Consider the following 18,132-nt stretch of genomic DNA (forward strand, 5'->3'; position numbering starts at 1 on the left):
GTCGGCGCCGTGGTCGGCCGCGCTTGTCCCGCACGGGCGGCACGGCTTCGAGGAGTGGTATCAGCTGGGTGACATCGTTACGGTTGCCGCCGGTCGAAGTGACGGCGAGCGAAGCGGTCCGATGCCTCCTCGCCGGCCGTAGACCGGAGTCATGACACGAAACAAGCAAGAGAGCCCGGCCGTGCTCGGGCAGAGCCATGCGGGCGACATGTGGCTGGCCCTGGCGCGCCTTCACGCCGCACACCGCGACCCGGTAGGCCCCCTCGTACCGTTCGAGCGACCGGAGGCGCTGCTGGCCCTCACCGAGCCGGACGCCGTCCTGTTCACCGCGAGGGTGGAGCTGTCCGGGATGGAGACGATGGGCCACCTCCACGACCTCATCCGCACAGTCACCCACCGCGTCACCGCGGAACTGGGTTACGCCGGGCCCGGAGTCGCGCTGGAGGTCATGGTCGGCAAGCGCCACGAAATCGCCCTGCACCGGGCCCACGTCGACGGCCTCACCCGGATCCTGCGCCGCGCCGTCGACACCGTCGCGGCCCGCAGCGTGCCCGGGGGCGGTCGGTGCTTCCGCTGCGACGGCACCGGCCGTGCCCACTCGCTGTGGGAGCCGGCTGCCGGGCAAGCCTGAGGCGAGCCCGGGCATGCCCTTCGCGAAGGGCATGCCCAGGCTCCACTCACGGGATGTGCCGTCCCGGGCGCAGGCCGTCTGCGTAGATCCGGGCCCGGACGCCGGGCTCGCCGGGATCCCGGCGCACCGGGCCCACACCTGATGTGGCCCACCGCTCCTCCAGCGCGGCCATGACGGCCCGGACGGTGTCCTAGTCCCCGCCGGTGATGTCCATGACCACCAGTGCTGCTCGGGGGCGCCACGACGGGGGCGGGCGCGGGGCACCTCCGGCACGGACGGATCCGCGGCGGACGGGTCGGGCGCGGCCGGGTCCGGGGCGGGGCCGGGGCCCGGTTCCGGCGCGGACGGTTCCGGGTTCCATTCCGTCGCGGCCGACACGGCCGGCATAGGCGTGGGCGCGGGCGAGGCCCCTCGGCGGAGGGCCCGGTGCGCCTCCGTCCAGGCCGCCTCCAGTGCCCGCCGTTCCTCCTCTTCCGCCCCGCACAGCAGGGCGAGGCGGTCGACCACGGCGAGCTCCTCCGGGACGGTCGCTCCCGAGCAGTGGCGGTGGAGGGTGGACGCGTTGACGCTCGGCCGCCGCCCCAGCGCCTCGTAACTCCTCCCGTTCCGCGCCTTCAGTGTGCGCGCGAGCCCCGCGAACTCCTCGGCGGCGTTCTTCGGCATTCCACCCCCCCTCGACCCTGCGTCCCATCCTTCACGTTCTTGCAGGTCAGCTGGGGTGGAATGGTTTCGGGACGGCTGATGGGCGCGTGATCGTTGCAGTCGGCGGGCGCCGGCCGCAGGCTGGTTGAGCACTGATCGAACGAACGACCCGACGGGGGATCCACCACCATGAACAAGCTCCGCACCGCACTCGCCACCGCAGCCGCTGCCGCACTGGGCCTCGCGGCCCTCGCCACGGCCCCGGCGCAGGCCGCTGCCCAGCCCGCCTTCCTCGCCGCCTCCCAGATGCCGCCGTCGTCGACGCAGTGGACCGCCACCCAGGTCTTCACCGGCGTCCCGGAGAACGGCGGCGTCCTCTGCGCTCCGTACAAGATCCCGGCGCAGAACACCCGCTACCGCGAGTTCAGCACCGAGCTCGACACCAACGGCGTCCAGGTCACCACCGTCGCCCGTACCGAGGCCGACGCCGTGAAGCTGGTCGACACCCTCCGCGGGGCCCTCGCCGGCTGCGGCCCCCTGCTGGAGCGGCAGAACCCGGGCCTGCAGGCCGTCAGCGCCTCCCACGGCAAGCTCGCCGTCGAGGAGGGCGCTTGGGTCTACAGCCTGGACACCGCCGACCCGCAGATCGGCATCTCCGACATCCACCTGTTCTCCGTCGGCCGCGACGGCCGCACCGTCACCGTCGTCCGCTGGGGCCAGATGGGCGACCTCGAGGACGCCCCGCTGACCGCCTTCCGTACTACGACGAAGACCGCCGTCAACAAGCTCCACTGACCCGGGGGGCTCCCCCGAGGGCTGACCACAGCTCGACAGCGGCGCGGCCGGAACCCGGGCGCGCCGCTGTCGTGTCCACCTGCTCCGCCGGCGGCGACCACTTCCTGGCCTTCACCAGCATCGCCTGCACTCTCATCTGCTAGCGCAGACTCGCCAAATGAGATGGTCTCTTGGTAAGGGGGCTCCGTGGACGCCCCCCGGCACAGCTGATGCGCGGCGTGGCCCGCCCAGAGCCGGGCACGTGATGCATTGCGATGGGGCACCGCCGAGCGGTGCCCCAGTGGCGTTTCAGGAGACGGCCGCGAGTTCGGTGTGGGCGCGGTGGAGGAAGTCGGCGACGGGCTTCTCGCGGTGCCAGGGGGTGATGGTCGTGGTGATGTCGGCGACGTAGTCGCGGGCACGGGCGGAGGCGACGCGGCCGAGGATGTCGATGGCTCGGTGCCCGGCGGCGAGGCCTTGGTCGAGGTCGTGTTCCTGGAGGTGGGTGGTTGCCAGGACCGTCAGGCGCAGGCCGACCGAGCGGGCGAAGCTGTCCGGGTTCATGGCGTCGGCCCGGGCGTTCCACCGCCAGGCAGCGGCCGGGTTGCGCAGGTCGCGGTGGACTTCGACGGCGTCGGAGGCGAGCCGGGTGTGGGTGAAGTACCGGATCCAGGCCGGCTCGTCGGCGTCCCGGTCCGCTACTTCGAGGCAGCGCTCGGAGGCGGCGATCGCGGCGGACGCAGCCCGTGCGTCGTTCGCTTTGGCGTGGGCGCGGGCCTCGATGAGTTTGGCGAACCCCAGGACCCGGTGGCCGGCGCGGCCTCGGGCGCGTTCGTAGGCGCCCTGGACCATGTCGATGGCTTCCTCGTGGTAGCCGCGCAGCAAGGCCTGGAGGGCCATGTTCGACATGATGTGGCAGCCGATGTCCACGGCGCCGCCGGCCTTGGCCATCCGTAGTGCCTGGATGAAGTGCTGCTGGGCGACGTCGTGGTGCCCGGTGTCCACCGCGCTCCACCCGGCGACGCGGGCGAGTTCGGCGGTGACCGATAACAGGCCCCGGCCGACCTCGTTGGTGTAGGAGCCGTGCAGGAGCGGGACGGCCCGGCGGGTGAGGCAGTGGGTGACCGAGGAGGCCCGCCAGGTCCCGCCACCGTACTTCGAGTCCCACCGCTGCGCTTCGTCGGCGGCTTGCCACAGCTCGCGAGGTCCTGGTGGCCGACCCGGCCGCTGCCGTGGTGTTCGGCGCCGGGGTCGGTCGGTACGCCGAGCCAGCGGGTGACGGGGGTGGCGTACGCGCCATGGCGAATGCCTTGTTCAGGAAGGCTTGGCGGTCCAGGTGTTCCACGGTGCTCCAGAAATGAACGGCGTGACGGACTGCCTCGGTGGTGTCCCGCGGGAAATCCAACCCGAGTTCCGCCGTGTTATCGCGCACCGTCTTCATGCCGATCTCGGCGTCGTCGACCGGCCGGCCGAGCCGTTCGCCCAGCGCACGCGCGATCAGAGCGGGCACTGGTGCCTTGGGGGCCATGCCCCGGCGGGTCCAGTTCACGACACTCGTATGGGTGTAGGCCACGTGCAGCCCGGCCTGACCAGCGAGGTCGTTGACCCGGCGGGCCAGCGCGTGGTGGCTCATGCCGCTGACGGTGAGCAGACGCTCCAGGGCGAGGTTGGGCGGCTTGGCCCGGCGAGGGGTCGGAGCCATCACGGGCACCTCCTTCACGAAGACCCGGCCTTCGGCGGAGCGTGCCCGAGCCGGAAGCAGCAGGGTAGGCCTGCGGCACACGGGCTGCTGCCCGTTTGTGAGTTGTGAGCCCCCCCTTGTGAGCCTGCCCAGTCCTAGGACAGTGGCGGTTTCCTGGAGCCATTCCACCGGCCACCCGGCACAGGAGCCGCCATGAGCCCCACCCTGCTCACGCCCGCCCAGGAGCCCGAGACCGTTGCCGACGAACTCACCCCCACCTACTACCTCCGCCACGAGCAGCTCGGCGTTTACGTCACCGGCCTGCTGGGCCGCTGCGCCAGCGTCTTCGACATCAAGCCCACCCTCACCGAAGACCTCGACCACCCCGACCTGCACTCCCTGACCGGGGGAGGCGTGATCGAGGCGGGCGCGCACGTCACGGGCACGGTCATAGTCCAGCCCGGCGCGCGCATTGAGGCCGGGGCCCGGGTCGTGGGCCCGGTACTGGTCTGCGAGGGCGCGGTCATCGCCGCCGGGGCGTACGTCCGCGACCACGTCGTGGTCGGCCCGCGCACCCAGGTCGGGATCGGCGCCGAGATCACCCGCAGCCTCCTCGGTGAGGCCGTGTTCGCCAAGCATGCCTGCTTCGTCGGCGACTCGGTCGTCGGTTCCGGCGTGAACTTCGGCGCGTTCTCCTCCACCACCGGCCTGATCGCCGGCGAGGGCCCGGTCACCGAGCCCGCGACGAGGGAGATCACCGTCGCCCTCGGCGGCCGCAAGTACGGCACCGGGCAGACGAAGTTCGGCGCGGTCATCGGCGACGGCGTCACCCTGTGCGCCGGAACCGTCCTGTGCCCCGGAACGCTGATCGGCCCCGGCACTGTCATCTATCCGCGCACCCAACTCGGCGGCTTCATGCCCGCCGGCTCCCGGGTCCGGTGACCACCATGACCACTACACCGCTCGGCACCCGGGCGGCCGACCAGCAGCTCATCCAGATCACCGGCGGCCACCGCCTCACCGGCCGCATCCGGGTCCAGGGCAGCAAGAACATCGCCCTGCACCTGTACGCCGCCGCCCTCCTGGCCGACACCGAACTCGTCCTGCACCAGGCGCCCGCGATCCTCGACACCGGCGTCAGCGCCCAGATCCTCACCCACACCCACGCACCCGGCGACGGCACCTTCCACGTCGTCCCCACACCGCGCTTGCGGCCGGTCATCCATCACGACCTCGGCGCGAAGGTCCGCACCACTGTGGTCCTGGCCGCCGCCGTCCTCGCCCGCGCCGGATCCGTGACCTTCCCCGTCCGGGGTGGGGACGCCTTCTGCCCGCGTCTGATCGACCGTCACCTCGCCGCCATGGAAGCCGCCGGCGCCGAAGTCGCCGTCGATGAGCACGGCCGCACCATCCACGCCGCTCTCCCGGACGGCCACGAGCGGCGACCGTTCCGCGTCGACGTCGCCACCCCCTACGGCCCCTCCCTCGGCGCCACCGTCACCGCACTGCTCCTGGCCGCCCGCGCCCCGGGGGAGTGCCTGATCACCAGCCCGAGCGTCGAGCCGGAGGTGACCGAAACCATCCGCTTCCTCGCCGAGCGTGGCGTACGGGCCGCCTTCGACGACGAAGGCCTCCACGTTCACGGCGCCGACAGCATCCCCGGCGGCCGGTTCACGGTGGCCGGAGACCGGATCGAGGCCGCCACCATGATCATGGCGACCGCCGCGACCGGCGGCTCCATCGACCTCGACGGCATTAACCTGCCCGAACTCCCCGAAGCCCAGCGCCAGGTCCTCGCCGATGCAGGCCTCGACCTCACCTCCCACGACGGCGGCATCCGTGGCACCGTCGGCGAGGACGGGCTTCGAGCCGTGCGGGCCCGCACCGGCCCGCACCCCGCCCTGCCCACCGACACCGCCCCGCAACTCGCAGCCCTGCTCACCCAGGCAGTCGGCACCAGCCACGTCTTCGAAGCCGTCTACCCCAGGCGCGACACGCACGACGCACCCCTGCGGGCCTTCGGCGCCGACATCACCGCCGACGGCCAGGACATCCGCATCCACGGTCCGGCCCGGCTACGGGCCGCTGACGTGCAGGCGGCGGACATCCGGGCGGTGACCGCCCTCGTGATTGCCGCCCTGGTGGCCGACGGCACCTCTACGATCGGCGGCATGTACCACCTCGCGCGCGGCTACGGACGCCTTCTGCCCAACCTGGCCGCGCTGGGTGCCGACATCACCCCCACCGCCGCGGAGGCCCGCCGATGACGCAGCTCGCACCGTTCACGTCCGCCGACACCACCCGCCTCGCCGAAGCCCTCGACCAGGCAGTCGCCGACGGCGCCACCCCCGGCGGCGTCATCGCCCTGGGCACCCTTGGCGAGCCCCCGCGCTTCCTCAAGGCCGGCCACGTCGCCGAAGAACTCGGCGACACAACCCCCGGCCCGGACACCGTCTACGACATCGCGTCCCTGACGAAGGTCGTCGCCACCTGGCCTCTCACCTGCCAGGCCCTCGACAGCGGAGCCCTGGTCCGGACCGCCCCGGTGCGCGACTTCCTGCCCACGATCGACGGCCCCGCGCCCAGCGGCGAGGCCACGATCGAGCAGCTCCTCACCCACACCGCCGGCCTGAAGGCCTCCACCCGCCTCGACCACTACCGCGGCACCGACCAGCCGCTCCACGAACTCCTGTGCCGGGAGCCCCTCGAAGCCGAACCCGGCGCACACCGGTACATTAACCGCGGCTACATCCTCCTCGGCCTGGCCATCGCCCACGCCCACCAGCGCCCCCTCGACGAACTCGGCCGCGCGCTGTGGGACGACCTCGGCATGACCGGCACCACGTACGGGCCAGTCGCCCGTACCCCGCAGGTCGCCCCCACCGAGCAGCGGATTCCCGGCGCCCCCCGGATCTGGGGACAGGCCCACGACGACAACGCCGCCCTCCTCGGGGGCGTCGCCGGCCACGCGGGCGTCTTCTCCACCGCCCGCGACCTCGCCCGCTACGCCGAGTACCTCATCGACCCCGCCAGCCGCCTGCACGGCTGGCTCCGCGCCTCCATGATCCCGGTCGCGCCGATCGAGACCGGACTCGACCGCGGCCTGTCCTGGATCTGCGCCCCCGGCAACGTGGCCTACCACCACGGCTTCACCGGCACCAGCCTCTACCTCAACCCCGACGCGGGCCGCTACCTGACCGTCCTGACGAACGCCGTCTACCACGGCGAAGCCCGCAAGAAGATCGCCCCCCTGCGTGCCCTCGCCCTCAAGACCATCACCGCCACCTGACACCAGGGAGGCCTCCATGGGACAGCACCAGCTGTCCGACCACACCACGCTGCGCCTGGGCGGCCCCGCGCCGCTCTGGCTCAGCCACACCCACGACGCAGACTGGCCCGACCTCGCCTGCACCGCCGCCGCACACACCGAGCGGCCGTTCACCCTCGGCGGCGGCAGCAACACCCTCGCCCCCGACCAGGGCACCACCCGGCCGGTCATCCACATGGCCACGCGCGGTATCCGAACCCGCCACCGTGCCGACGGGCAGGTCTAAGTCACCGTCGCCGCAGGGCACCCGCTCACGGAACTCGTCGCCCACACCATCGCCGAAGGCCTGTCCGGTATCGAGTACCTCGGCGGGATCCCCGGCACCGCCGGGGCAGCGCCGGTCCAGAACGCCGGAGCGTACGGGCAGGAGACCGGTTCGTTGCCGTCACCGTCCACGACTGGACCACCGGCCGCACCGCCCGGGTCCCCACCGCCGAGTGCGGATTCGGCTACCGCACCAGCAGGTTCAAGCAGCAGCCCGGCCTGTGGACGATCCTCTCCCTCACCCTCCACCTGACCCCCTCCACCGCGGCGGCCCCCGTCACCTACCAGCACCTTGCCTCAGCACTCCGGGCCCCGCTGGGCAGCAGGCCCCCGCTCGCCGAAGCGGCGGCCGCCGTGCTGCACGACCGCGCCGCGCGAGGGCTGCTCCTGCCGGAGACCGGTCACGACCACCGGCAGGCCGGCTCCTGCTTCCTCAACCCCACCGTCACCGACGACCAGGCGGCCCGCAACCTGGGCGGCCAGGGTGCTCCCGTCTACCGCACGTCTGCGCAGGCCTGGCGGGTCAGCGCGGGTTGGCTGCTGGAGGCATGCGGCTACCAGCCCGGCACGGAGGTGACCCGCGGCGTGCACTGCTCGACCCGCCGCACCCTAACCCTCACAGCCCAGGATCAAGCCACCGCGTCAGGGTTCCGGGCCGCCTTGGAGGCGATGGCCGCCAGCGTCTACGCGGCCACGGGAATCGCCCTGCACCCGGAGCCGGTGGCCGTCTGATCCGTTGGCCCGGGTTCGGCATCCGAGACCTCCTGCACAACCGGCATCTCGTCCTTGACTTGTCTGGTTGGCCGACAAGCGGAGCGATCGGCGTTCTATCGTGATCAAAGGTGCAAAAACACGGAGCGGAGGGGGACCGGGTGACGATTCCGTGGGTACGACGCCCTGTGGGCGGCGGCGAGCGGCTCCAGGTGTGGATGCCCTTCGAAGGCGGATCGAACAGGCGGCGGATCCATAGCGAGCTGGGCTCCTGCATGCGGCCTAGTGCTGTGACCGGGAAGGTTCACCGGGTTGGCGGGTCACTCCTGTTCGGAGGCGGCGGCGAGGTGACGGCGGCAGAGGTCGGCGGCCGTGAGGTGAGGCTTGTGTAGTGCGTCGCCGTAGAGCCGCATCTCGCGAGCTGCTCGGTCCAAGTGCTGCCAGAAGCTGAGCGGCAGGTTGAGGTCGTCGCCGAGGTCTGTCAGGCAGTCGAAGGCGAGTCCCAGCTCGTTGTGCTCCAGGAACTCCAGCGTCGCTGAGAGATCGAGGCCCTGCAGACCCGCGAGATGGGCCCGGGCGGCATCGAGATGGCCGCGGGTCTGGTTCCAGCCGGCCTGAAGATCTTCACGATCGAGGGTCATGGCGTCAGTGTTGCCGGTGCCGTCAGTACGGTCACGCGACTTTCTTCCGGCGTCCGCCCCAACGGATTGCCTTCTCGCTGCGACCCTCACGTAAGGATTCGCCTGATATATGAGCACGTCGAGTACGGGCCGTGGGGCCGGGTGTACGACCTGTTCCGCCGGGCACCCTTCGCGTCGGCCAGGGACTGCAGGCGGCGTCGACTCCATGGTCTGCCGCGCCCATCAGCACGCGGCGCGGGGAGATCTCACGGACGAGCAGTGGGAGGCGCTGGAGCCGCACCGGGCGGCATCTTCACCGAGCCTTGTGATCACGGGCCTTGTTCGCACCGTGGCTCGACGCCCTCGAGTGGGTATTACCCTCATTGCCCGCTTCCTGGACGGGAACCCGTCAGCCTGAGGGTCCGGCGGCGGGGGCCGGTGTGTCCGTCCGGTCCGGCACTGTCCGGCCGGAAGCCGGCCGGATAGCTTGGGTCCGCGATCATCATCAAGGCCGGTTCCGGCCTTCTCTCAGGGGGGTATGCCGCATGGCGTTCCGCAGGTTCCTCAGTGCGCTGGGGGTCAACGCACCCGAGGTCGAGACCGTGCTCGACGAGCACCAGGTCCAGCCCGGTCAGGAGCTGTCCGGCACGGTCACCGTCCGGGGCGGCGCCGTGGACGTGGAGATCGAGCGTTTCCAGGCCGAGTTGGTGGTCCGCTTCGAGAACCACGGGGCCGAGGCCCGCTACCTGCATGTGATGGAGGCCCGGGAGTTCGGTGCGCCCTTCACGTTGGCCGCCGGGGAAGTCCGCACCCACGCGTTCGCCTTCCGGCTGCCGCTGGGCATGCCGCTCACCCACTCCGACGGGGAGCGGCTCAAGGGCGCGTACAGCGCGGTCCGTACCGAGCTCGCGATCGACAACGCCGTGGACCGTGGGGACCTCGACGAGGTCGAGGTGCACGCTCTGCCCTCGCAGGCGGCCGTGCTGCGGGCCTACCGGGCGCTCGGCTTCAGGCACGTGGACACCGAGGTCAAGCCGGGCCGGGCCATGAACTCCCGACAGGAGGTGGACTGGTGGCAGGAGTTCGAGCTCGCCTTCCCCCCTGGCTACCGGCCCGCGATGCTGGAGATGATGATCGTCACCCTGCCCGAGTTCATCGACGTGTGCGCGGGGGGCTGGGCTCCCCGGCTCACCCTGACCCACGAGGAGGCCGCGGCCGACCAGGCGGCGCTCAACGCCCGGCTGGAGGCGCACATGAAGGAGCAGTACGGGGCGTGAGGCCGCCCCCGGGACGGCACACGCGGCCGGCGCCACCTCCCATGGGATCACCCTGGGAGTCCGCCTCCCTCGCCACCGCCTTCGCCATTGAGTCTTTGGGGTGTTGACGCTGGTCGGGGTGTGAATGGGCGCGGCGTTGGCACTGGGCGGGTTCTTTCCTCGCGATAGCCGAGGGGAGAGGTCTGTTCGTCTCGCGGGGGCAGGCGGCCGCGGAGGGGTACGCCGAGTGGAGCTGGTGTGGCAGTGCGACACCGAGGTGAAGCGTGATGCTCTGGAGGAGGGCCCGCCCGGACCGTAGGCGTCGATGCCGGGGCCCGGAAGACAAACTGTCTTCCCGGCCCCGGCGCTGAAACGATTGTCCCCGCGTACGGAGCCCCTACCGTGGACAGGGTGAAGCGTCCTCTCTCCGCGTTCTCGGCCGCCGCCGCGCTGCTGCTTCTCGCGCCCGGCCCGGCGCACGCCGTGGATCCGGCGCCGTGCCTCAAGGGCGAGTCCGAGTCCACGTCGTTCAGCTCCGTGGACGCGGGCGAGATCCGGTACACGGACTCGGCCGCGTACCTCACGGAGATCAACCACGCGATCTCCGCGTGGCGGTACTCCGGCTCGAGGATCAAGATCGTCGCGGACACGGCGGACACGGTCAACGACCTGGACTTCGAGGAGTTCAACGACCCGAAGGAGGCGGCCGCCGCGATCTGGAAGTACAAGGCGGCCCCGGGGTGGACGGACTACATCAGCATCAACAAGGCGCGGATGAAGGACTACGCGCCGAAGAAGCGTCGCAGCGTCGTCGCCCACGAGCTCGGGCACGCGCTCGGTCTCTGCCACAAGGCGAAGGCGACCACCGAGTCGCTGATGTGGCCGACCGTCCAGGACACCTACGACGTGCCTCAGGGCGTCGACAAGGCCAACTACAAGCGGCTGTGGGGCTAATGATGAGTGCTCGTGTGTGGATGGTGGCCGGGATCGCGTCCGGGGTGTTCCTCGCCGGCGGCGGCTGGTACGCGCTGGCCAGTGCGGAGAACACGAGCCACGCGGTGTGCGACGTGGATCTGTCGAAGGACGCGGTCGTCGCCGACGAGTTCGAGCGCCTGGCCGTGGTGGAGGCCGTACGGACCACCAGATCGTGGGAGGAATCGGGGAGCGCCTACCGGTCGAGCGAGGTACGTCTCCTGCGGGCGCTGCAAGGCACCGTGCCCGAATCGTTCACCGTGACGCAGGGCGTCACCCCGAAGGGCGAGCCGGTACACGATGACCCGCTGCACGTCGTTCTCGAGCCGGGCCACCAGTACGTCGTGGGCCTTACCGACATGGACGACAACGACCCGCGCCCGTGGGCCGGCTACAGCGCGCTCGCCAAGGACGGCGTCGAGGGCGAGGTGGCCCGCTGGCGCGATGCTCGCAGCGCGGTGGCCCCGCCGGCGAAGCCCTGCAACGACGTCGTCGTCGAGTAGGGCGCTTCCGGCCCTCATCCAGGGCCGGAACTGTCACCATCGCCAACGCGTGCTTCTCCCGCATCCGGCTCGTCAGCGGGTCGAGCGCGCTGTCGTGTCACGCCCAGTGGATACCGAGTTCGGCGAGGGCGGTGAGCTGCGCGGGGGTGGAGGTGGTCGCGGCGTTGTTCCGATGGCCCGGTTGACCATGGTGGCTCGTTTGCTCCGGAAGTCGCAGCCGATCCGACGTCTTTGTCGGGGCCCTGCGATGGGGCGCGCCTCCAGGATTCCTTCGTGCAGTGGCGTTTCGGCGGTGAACCTGGTGCCCCGGCAGGGTGAACCCCGCAAGGCGGGACTGTTGCTGATGTGGCGTGGGCCGGTACAACCACCCCATGATGATCATGAAGTGGGCCGCGACCGCGACCGCTGCCGCCGCGGTCCTCGCCCTGTCCCTGCCCGTCACCAGTGCCCAGGCCGCCGAAGCGGTGCCTGCCGTCGTGCCGCAGATCGTGCCGATCGGCGTTGCGGTGTCCGCGCTCCAACTCGCGGTCGAGGACCGGACCGGCTACCAGCGCACCAGCTTCCGGCACTGGAACTCCGGCGCTCTGCCGTCGGATGGCTGCAACACCCGGCAGGAGGTGCTACTGGCCGAGGCGATCGAGTACCCGCGGATCGGGCCCGGCTGCACGTTGACGGGCGGGGTGTGGTGGTCGTACTACGACGATCGGGAGGTGACGTCGGCAGGGGCGTTGGACATCGACCACATGGTGCCGCTGGCCGAGGCCTGGGATTCGGGCGCCGGTTCGTGGACCGCGGCCCGCCGGGAGGCGTACGCGAACGACCAGGGACAGCCGGCCTCGCTGGTGGCGGTGACGGCCCGATCGAACCGCAGCAAGTCCGATCAGGATCCGGCGGAGTGGCTGCCGCCGTCGGGCTCGGACGAGGTGTTGTGCCGGTACGGCGCGGAGTGGACCGCGACGAAGCTGCGCTGGGGTCTGGCGGTGGATGAGCTGGAGCGGGACCGGCTGCTGGACATCGCGGCTGGCTGTGGCGGTACGGACGTGGAGTTCACTCCCGCTCCGTAGTCGCACATCGCGCCGGGGCTCCCGGGCGGGCGGGCCTTCGCCCGGGGCTGGGCGATGCCGGGCGTCGGGCCCGTACTCGCAATCCGTTCCTGCCGTACCCGCCCGGCAATTTCCCGGTGGGCGCAACGACGAAGGAGGGTCGCTGTCGACGTCCACGAACCCGCCGTGCCGGTTCAGTACGGCCTCGACCATCTTGGTCACGCGGCTCTTGCCGGCCCCGGGCTGCCCGACGAGGAAGACCACCGTCGGGGTCTCCTGCGGCTCACGCCCTTCCAACAACTGCGGGACGATCCGCTCGCGGAAGATGCGCTGGTTCTCGGCCTCCGGTAACCGGTGCCGCTCAACTTCCTGAGGGTCGATCACGCGACGCGCTCCCGGACCTCGCGGGCGAGGTCGGCGTAACGCACCCGCGCCTCCGCGATCTGCGCGTGGTCGTCGGGTCGCAGCCCTTCCCGCTCTCGGGCGAGCCGGGTCTGCTCGGTGAGCGCGGCCTCGATGACGCCCTGGTCCGGAACGGGCTTGGCCTCCTCGGCGGCGATGAGCGCGCTGTAGGCGCCGACCGCCCCGTTCACCGCCTCGATCGCGGCCTCGTAAGCGGCCGTTTCGCGATTCGACAAGTCGTGCGGCTCCAACTCGTGCGTGATGGAAATTCCTTCACCGGGTGCGGGCATGACGGCCCCCTTCTGATAGATGCTGATCATTTTCGTGGACGAGTCGAGGGAAGAGAAGTGGTCGCGCGCCAGCGGTGGCTGGTTCTCGTACGACCACCAGTGGGTCAGCTGGTGGGCTCGGCGGCATAGGTGCCGTCGTCGAGGCGGATGTCGGTGAGTTCGAAGTGCTGCGTGCGGCCGTCGATGTAGTGGGTGATGACGGTGCCGCTGGGCAGGGTGGTCTCGTACTGGCCCGGGCCACTGGTGCGCAGCAGGGTGCATCGGCGGAACGTGCGCGCGGTCGGCGACGGGAACGTGGTCGTGGGGACTTGGTGTACTCCGGCGCCTGGCCACAGCCCCCGACCCCAGAATGAGGCAGCTGGCCCCGCGGGACCCCGACCTGCCCGTGAAACTCGCGCGCCGGCTAGCGGCTGACCCCGACCACATGGTGCGCCGCACCATCGCGACCCATCCCCGACTTCCGGTTGAGGACCTGACGCGGCTGCTTTCTGATCCGTCGGAATCCGTCGCGGCCACTGCAGCCGCAAACCCGAACCTGCCAACCACAGGGATGCACCAGCTACTCGCCCTCGCAGGCTTGTGACGCTCAACTGTGCGCGGCCGGCACCGGACCGGGATGCTGAAGGCCGTCGAGTGGCCGCGCCTGAACGTACCGGGGCCGGTCTCCCGAACCCTAGGTCCTGGCCGCGGCGACTCGACGGGGCCGTAGCCCGCGAGGAGCACCGAAGCCCTCCAAGGACGTGCTCTCGCTGCAGGCAGGGCAAGCTGTGCTTGACCACAAGCAGGAGGAATTGCGCAGGTACGCAATACCGCCACTTCACCAGTGCAGGCGGGACACCACCGAGGCGATCATCGACGCGATCACCGGTACTCTCGCCCGCCCTCAGCTGCTGGTCCTCAGCCGCCACGACACGGCGGCCCGGCTGCGGACGGTCGGCCGCACGGTGACCCTGCGCCCGGACCAGGCCCGCCAGATCGCCGAGCACCTGACCCCGGCCGACCCCGGCCACCCGCGGGCCGGAGCCCGGTTCGCCGCCGCCTGGGGGCGCCGTGACGTCCTCAATGTGACGGTGGTGCGCCCCGACCTGGTGGCGGAGAACAGCGCGGACCGCTCCGTCGACCACGGCGGCGTGTTCCGCCACCCGGTGAGGTTCACGCGGCTGCCGTGGTGACCGCGTGGGCCCCGCAGCTGCCGGAAGTCGCCCGGCACCTCGTCTTGGCTGGCGTCGCCGAGATCGCGGGCGACCGCGACGCCTTCCAGGCCGCCCTCGGCATCCCGTTGCGGGTCTGCTGGCTGAACGCGGACCTTGCCACCCTCCGTACTCGGCTGCACCGACGCCATGAGGGCGACCACGACATCGCGTCCCTTCCCTGGTGCCTGTACCGAGCAGGCGAACTACGGGCCACGCCAGTGGAGTGATCCGATCCCCGGACCGCGTGTTTCAAATCCGCTCGCCGACCGGGATCATGACGTGTTCCGCGACGACCCTGACCAGCGGGACCTCGCGGCCCAGGTCGAGGTCGTGGATGTACGGGTTGTAGCGGTCACCGGACTCCTTGCTGTGGGTGACCGCGCACCTCACGGCGTATATACGTTCGGTTGCCTGAGCGATCAGCGGCACGTCGCCAGCGGTGTTGGGCACGAGGGAGAAGTCGAGCAGCGGCGCGGCCACGAAGGAGGGCTGGGAGAGGGAGAAGCGGTCCCGTGCGCCATGGAGCTGGGAGAGGTCAGACACCAGGCCGGCGGGGTCCAGGTAGGTCTCCAACACGGCGAGCAGTCCCCGACGCTCCGTGAACCTGATGGCGTCCACCTTCACGCCGAGCAACTGCGCAACGTCCTTCGAGGCAGCCGATCGGATATCGTCCTTGGGCCGGTCGAGCGTACCGCCGTGGGCTACGGCGCGCTGCTGCAGGCGCTCGAACCAGGCGTTCTCCATGGAGTGCTCCAGCACTTGGTAGTAGCCCATGAACGCCGAGAAGGGGTCACGTGTGGCGACTGCCCGAAGGTACCGGAGCGAGAGTTCCTCATCGTGTTGCAGGGTCGGCCGCCCCAGCAGGCGGTCTCCGTTGTGGCCGGGGTCGGTACCCTGACCGATGGCCTCGACGAACTCACCCGCACGGAGGTGCAGCTGGCGGAAGAATCGGGGCTGCGAGGGCGGCTCCTCCAAGTGGTCGACGTCCAGGAGGGGTGCCAGAACCACGTCGCCCTCGTAGGCGAGCTGCACGCGGAAGGCCGTCGCCAGCCGTTCGAGAGCAGCCGGATCAGTGGCACGGGATCCGGAGAGAGACAGGGAGAGCAACGTCGGATCGGCCATCTCCCGCAGCAGCCGCAGTACCGCAACCCTGGCCACCGTGCCGTCGGCGAGACCCTGGCGGCGCTCCTGGGAGATCAGGTACGCGAAGAGGCGCTGCCGATCCAGGACCGCGAGCTGATCGAAACCGCTGCGGCGCAGCGCCAGGCGCAGCATCAACACGGCTGAGGGTGGACCCACTGTGACGGTGTACTCGCCGTCGGCAGTCGGCAGCGTGTGGACGGTGCGCTGGCCCACGGGGACGTTCCGCACCTGGTGAGGCGTCTCGTCGCGGACGAGTATTTCCAGGCTGGCCGGGCGGAGGATCTGCGAGTCCGGGCGGTGGCGCGAGGCTACCAGGACCGCCGCTGTCTCGACGAGCATCGTGTAGTCGGCCTCGACCTCCCATCGGCCGCGCGGACGGTCGTGGAAGCCGGCGTATGTCTCTCTCAACGCCTCGTCGAGCTCCGGTTCGCCGAATCCGCCGCGCTCCAGATCGGCGCCGACGGCGAACACACAGCGCTGATCGTCCTCGCTGCGTGGCTCGTGATCGTTGAACAGCAACCCCAGGACGCCCGCGATCGCCTCGGCAACGTCATGAACGTCCGACAGATCGGACAGCGGTCCCAAGCCGTTCGGCCCGTCGTCCACCATGTTGTGCGCTGCCGTCTCCGGCACGTTCTCTTTCACCTGGCTCCTTGTGCCCCGCCCGTCAGCACGTCGGCCGCGCGCCTCGGCCCGACCGGTGGGAGACCGGACAGGACGGCACGGCTGCCGACTTGCTGCCGACCACCGGTCGACCGACCAGGATATCGGGAGCGACCTGGGGTACGCCCGGAAATTCGACCACCGCTCCGGTACCCGGCCTTGCTTCGCCCCAGCGCCTTTGCCAGCACAGGCCCTTTCGCGCGCAGCCCGCCCGGCTCACTCCGAGAAGAGAACAGAAGCCCTTGAAAGACTGGGTACCTCGCGCCATGCACGGTCCGCTGCCGTTGGGAATACAGTGCGGTATTCGACAGGGCGCTCCAGCCGCCGACGACAGCCTGGCACAGGAGATCACCGTCTTGCACATCGTCCCACCATCGACGAAGCCCACGTAGAGGGTGCCGTTGTCGACAGCGAGACGGCTGGCATCCCCAGGCTCAACAGCTCTGATTGGTAGGGCAAGTTGATGACGGGTTGACGAAAGCTGGCCGCCGGGGGATGCGCGGAGGTTCATTCCCCGGCGGCCGGCCGGCTGTCACGCTTCTCTGTTCTGGTGGGGTTGGTGGTTTGGGGTGGTGTCGCCTGGCAGTGTGGTGGTCGGTGGGGGGCTTGGCGGTGGTGGGAGTGTGACGGGTGTGCGTACGGGTTTGTGTGTGATGTGTGGTCGGCCGCCGTTGCCGGCGGGGTTCTTGGTCGAGGGGACGGTGAGCCTGGGTAGGCGGCGGTGGTGGTCGGGGTGGCTGGTGATCTGTGAGACCTGCTACGTGGCGGGGGCTCCGGATCCGGTGACGGGTCTGTCCCGGCCGGCGTCGTCCCGGCGGTCTTCCGGGGCGGAGTGGTGGGGCCTGGTGGGGCGTGGTGAGGTGATGGACCCGGCGCCGTGTGTGGTCTGTGGTCAGGTGGTCATCCGTCGAGCGGAGCGCTTGATGACGCACGTGTTGTGTTCGGCGGCGTGCCGCACATCCCGTACGCGGATCCGTAACGGCGGACAGGGTTCAGGAAAGCCGTGCGCGGGCTGCGGTGTTGAGGTGACCTCGGGGCGTGCCGATGCCCGCCACTGTTCGCCGGCCTGTCGACAGAGGTCGTACCGGCGCCGGCTCGCTCAGGATCCGCACGCGTAGCCGTTCCGACGCGAGCCGTGTTGCGGCCCGTCGACCCCCACGCGCACCTGTCACGTCAACGAGTTCACGGCGGTGGCCGTGTTACGGGTGTCCGTGCGGTAAGTGGCCCGGGTGGGCCCGTCGACCCCTACGTGCATCTGTCACGCCGGCGGGTGTGTGGTGGTGGTCGTGTTACGGGTGTTCGTGTGGGAAGTGGCCCCGGTGGGCGTCGAATGCTACGTGCACCTGTCACGTCGGCGGGTGCGCGGTGCTGGTCGTGTTACGGGTGTCCGTGCGGTAAGTGGCCCGGGTGGGTCCGTCGACTGCTACGCGCATCTGTCACGCCGGCGGATGTGCGGCCGAGCACGGTGGTGGTGACTCCGACCCCGACCGCGCCGAGTGTGTCCAAGGTGTGGGAGGGGCAGCGCGGCGAAGGAGCGGAAGCGGGCTGCCGGCTTCGCGTAGGACGCGTTTACGGAGCGGGCCGGCGTCACCGCGTCGGACGAAGTACCGTCGGCCTGCCCGAATGCCAAGGGATCATGTCGTTCATGGCGCCGTTGGCTTTGGGCGAGGTCCCGTCAGAACCCCTGGGCCTCGGTCACCCGGCTTCCGGCTTCGCGACGTAGAGCAGAGCGTGGCGGCGCCCGGGCCACGTGGTGTCTGTCCGACCGACATGAACCTCGGCTGTGATCTTGGAACGTTGTTCGGGTCCGCCGCTGAGGAACACTGCGAGCTCGAAGATGATGTCGTCGAGGTCTTCTTCCACCTCGGCAGTGCGTGCGGTGATGGCGAAGTGGAGGACGATCGTGTCCGGTCGAGGCTCCACCGCGATGCCGCGAAGGTGTGGCCCGATGAGTCCCAGCGCCGCTTGACCTGTTTGGTTGAGCAGGTAGTTCCTCCGCAGCAGGACGCGCTCTTC

The 18,132-nt window shown here is 70.5% G+C and carries 19 protein-coding genes and 4 pseudogenes; 14 read left to right on the top strand and 9 right to left on the bottom strand.

Features of this window, described 5'->3' with window-relative positions; genetic code table 11:
- Positions 1-112 (bottom strand): annotated as a pseudogene (locus tag ACFVS6_RS41475) (IS5/IS1182 family transposase); the annotation flags it as partial.
- 39 nt (positions 113-151) lie between these two features.
- Between ACFVS6_RS41475 and ACFVS6_RS41480 the strand changes: the two are divergent.
- Positions 152-631, top strand: coding sequence for a hypothetical protein (locus ACFVS6_RS41480; RefSeq protein WP_389711736.1), 480 nt, complete (start codon positions 152-154; stop codon positions 629-631).
- Positions 632-677: 46 nt separating this feature from the next.
- Here the strand turns inward: ACFVS6_RS41480 and ACFVS6_RS41485 are convergent.
- A pseudogene (locus tag ACFVS6_RS41485) lies at positions 678-809 on the bottom strand (DUF6207 family protein); the annotation flags it as partial.
- A gap of 284 nt (positions 810-1,093) precedes the next feature.
- Positions 1,094-1,294, bottom strand: a pseudogene (locus ACFVS6_RS41490) (helix-turn-helix domain-containing protein); the annotation flags it as partial.
- A gap of 168 nt (positions 1,295-1,462) precedes the next feature.
- Here ACFVS6_RS41490 and ACFVS6_RS41495 point away from each other — a divergent pair.
- Entirely contained in the window at positions 1,463-2,068 is a 606-nt protein-coding gene (locus tag ACFVS6_RS41495) for a hypothetical protein (protein WP_389711717.1), read from the top strand.
- A 288-nt stretch (positions 2,069-2,356) separates the two neighbouring features.
- Here ACFVS6_RS41495 and ACFVS6_RS41500 read toward each other — a convergent pair whose 3' ends face one another.
- A complete protein-coding gene (locus tag ACFVS6_RS41500; protein ID WP_389711718.1) occupies positions 2,357-3,052 on the bottom strand; it encodes a hypothetical protein in 696 nt (231 codons plus the stop codon).
- A gap of 889 nt (positions 3,053-3,941) precedes the next feature.
- Here ACFVS6_RS41500 and ACFVS6_RS41505 point away from each other — a divergent pair.
- The 5 genes from ACFVS6_RS41505 to ACFVS6_RS41525 all read left to right on the top strand — a co-directional run bounded on the left by ACFVS6_RS41505 (position 3,942) and on the right by ACFVS6_RS41525 (position 8,052).
- Positions 3,942-4,670 carry a hypothetical protein gene (locus ACFVS6_RS41505; RefSeq protein WP_389711719.1) on the top strand — a complete coding sequence of 243 codons (729 nt, stop codon included), beginning with the start codon at positions 3,942-3,944 and terminating at the stop codon, positions 4,668-4,670.
- A 5-nt stretch (positions 4,671-4,675) separates the two neighbouring features.
- Positions 4,676-5,995, top strand: coding sequence for a UDP-N-acetylglucosamine 1-carboxyvinyltransferase (locus ACFVS6_RS41510; RefSeq protein WP_389711720.1), 1,320 nt, complete (start codon positions 4,676-4,678; stop codon positions 5,993-5,995).
- Positions 5,992-7,017: a serine hydrolase domain-containing protein gene (locus ACFVS6_RS41515; RefSeq protein ID WP_389711721.1), complete on the top strand. Its 1,026-nt coding sequence runs from the start codon at positions 5,992-5,994 to the stop codon at positions 7,015-7,017. The genes ACFVS6_RS41510 and ACFVS6_RS41515 overlap by 4 nt, the downstream gene beginning before the upstream one ends.
- Before the next feature lie 16 nt (positions 7,018-7,033).
- Positions 7,034-7,282: a hypothetical protein gene (locus tag ACFVS6_RS41520; protein WP_389711722.1), complete on the top strand. Its 249-nt coding sequence runs from the start codon at positions 7,034-7,036 to the stop codon at positions 7,280-7,282.
- Between the two features lie 392 nt (positions 7,283-7,674).
- A complete protein-coding gene (locus ACFVS6_RS41525; protein WP_389711723.1) occupies positions 7,675-8,052 on the top strand; it encodes a hypothetical protein in 378 nt (125 codons plus the stop codon).
- 299 nt (positions 8,053-8,351) lie between these two features.
- On the opposite strand, the gene ACFVS6_RS41530 is transcribed toward ACFVS6_RS41525, so the two are convergent.
- The gene (locus ACFVS6_RS41530; protein WP_389711724.1) at positions 8,352-8,672 is read right to left on the bottom strand and encodes a MafI family immunity protein; all 321 of its coding nucleotides are present in this window, start codon (positions 8,670-8,672) and stop codon (positions 8,352-8,354) included.
- 524 nt (positions 8,673-9,196) lie between these two features.
- On the opposite strand from ACFVS6_RS41530, the gene ACFVS6_RS41535 reads away from it, so the two are divergent.
- The 4 genes from ACFVS6_RS41535 (at position 9,197) to ACFVS6_RS41550 (ending at position 12,446) form a co-directional block, all read left to right on the top strand.
- Positions 9,197-9,928, top strand: a complete 732-nt coding sequence (locus ACFVS6_RS41535) for a sporulation protein (RefSeq protein WP_389711725.1) — start codon at positions 9,197-9,199, stop codon at positions 9,926-9,928.
- 390 nt (positions 9,929-10,318) lie between these two features.
- Positions 10,319-10,861 carry a matrixin family metalloprotease gene (locus tag ACFVS6_RS41540; protein WP_389711726.1) on the top strand — a complete coding sequence of 181 codons (543 nt, stop codon included), beginning with the start codon at positions 10,319-10,321 and terminating at the stop codon, positions 10,859-10,861.
- Positions 10,862-10,863: 2 nt separating this feature from the next.
- Positions 10,864-11,382, top strand: coding sequence for a hypothetical protein (locus tag ACFVS6_RS41545; protein ID WP_389711727.1), 519 nt, complete (start codon positions 10,864-10,866; stop codon positions 11,380-11,382).
- 374 nt (positions 11,383-11,756) lie between these two features.
- Positions 11,757-12,446, top strand: coding sequence for an HNH endonuclease family protein (locus ACFVS6_RS41550; RefSeq protein WP_389711735.1), 690 nt, complete (start codon positions 11,757-11,759; stop codon positions 12,444-12,446).
- 150 nt (positions 12,447-12,596) lie between these two features.
- On the opposite strand, the pseudogene ACFVS6_RS41555 reads toward ACFVS6_RS41550, so the two are convergent.
- Both ACFVS6_RS41555 and ACFVS6_RS41560 read right to left on the bottom strand, forming a co-directional pair.
- Positions 12,597-12,809: pseudogene (locus ACFVS6_RS41555) on the bottom strand (zeta toxin family protein); the annotation flags it as partial.
- Complete coding sequence (locus ACFVS6_RS41560) at positions 12,806-13,063, bottom strand: hypothetical protein (protein ID WP_389711728.1); 258 nt, start codon at positions 13,061-13,063, stop codon at positions 12,806-12,808. The gene ACFVS6_RS41560 and the pseudogene ACFVS6_RS41555, both read right to left, overlap by 4 nt.
- A gap of 478 nt (positions 13,064-13,541) precedes the next feature.
- On the opposite strand from ACFVS6_RS41560, the gene ACFVS6_RS41565 reads away from it, so the two are divergent.
- The 3 genes from ACFVS6_RS41565 to ACFVS6_RS41575 all read left to right on the top strand — a co-directional run bounded on the left by ACFVS6_RS41565 (position 13,542) and on the right by ACFVS6_RS41575 (position 14,537).
- Entirely contained in the window at positions 13,542-13,700 is a 159-nt protein-coding gene (locus ACFVS6_RS41565; protein WP_389711729.1) for a hypothetical protein, read from the top strand.
- A 184-nt stretch (positions 13,701-13,884) separates the two neighbouring features.
- A complete protein-coding gene (locus ACFVS6_RS41570; RefSeq protein WP_389711731.1) occupies positions 13,885-14,289 on the top strand; it encodes a hypothetical protein in 405 nt (134 codons plus the stop codon).
- Positions 14,283-14,537, top strand: coding sequence for a hypothetical protein (locus ACFVS6_RS41575; RefSeq protein WP_389711732.1), 255 nt, complete (start codon positions 14,283-14,285; stop codon positions 14,535-14,537). The genes ACFVS6_RS41570 and ACFVS6_RS41575 overlap by 7 nt, the downstream gene beginning before the upstream one ends.
- Before the next feature lie 22 nt (positions 14,538-14,559).
- Here the strand turns inward: ACFVS6_RS41575 and ACFVS6_RS41580 are convergent, their stop codons facing one another.
- Together ACFVS6_RS41580 and ACFVS6_RS41585 are read right to left on the bottom strand one after the other, a co-directional pair.
- Entirely contained in the window at positions 14,560-16,098 is a 1,539-nt protein-coding gene (locus tag ACFVS6_RS41580) for a hypothetical protein (protein ID WP_389711733.1), read from the bottom strand.
- 1,713 nt (positions 16,099-17,811) lie between these two features.
- On the bottom strand, positions 17,812-18,132 hold a 321-nt coding region (locus ACFVS6_RS41585; RefSeq protein ID WP_389711734.1), incomplete at its 5' end, for a hypothetical protein.

The organism is Streptomyces sp. NPDC057939 (assembly GCF_042887545.1).
Lineage (GTDB): Bacteria > Actinomycetota > Actinomycetes > Streptomycetales > Streptomycetaceae > Streptomyces.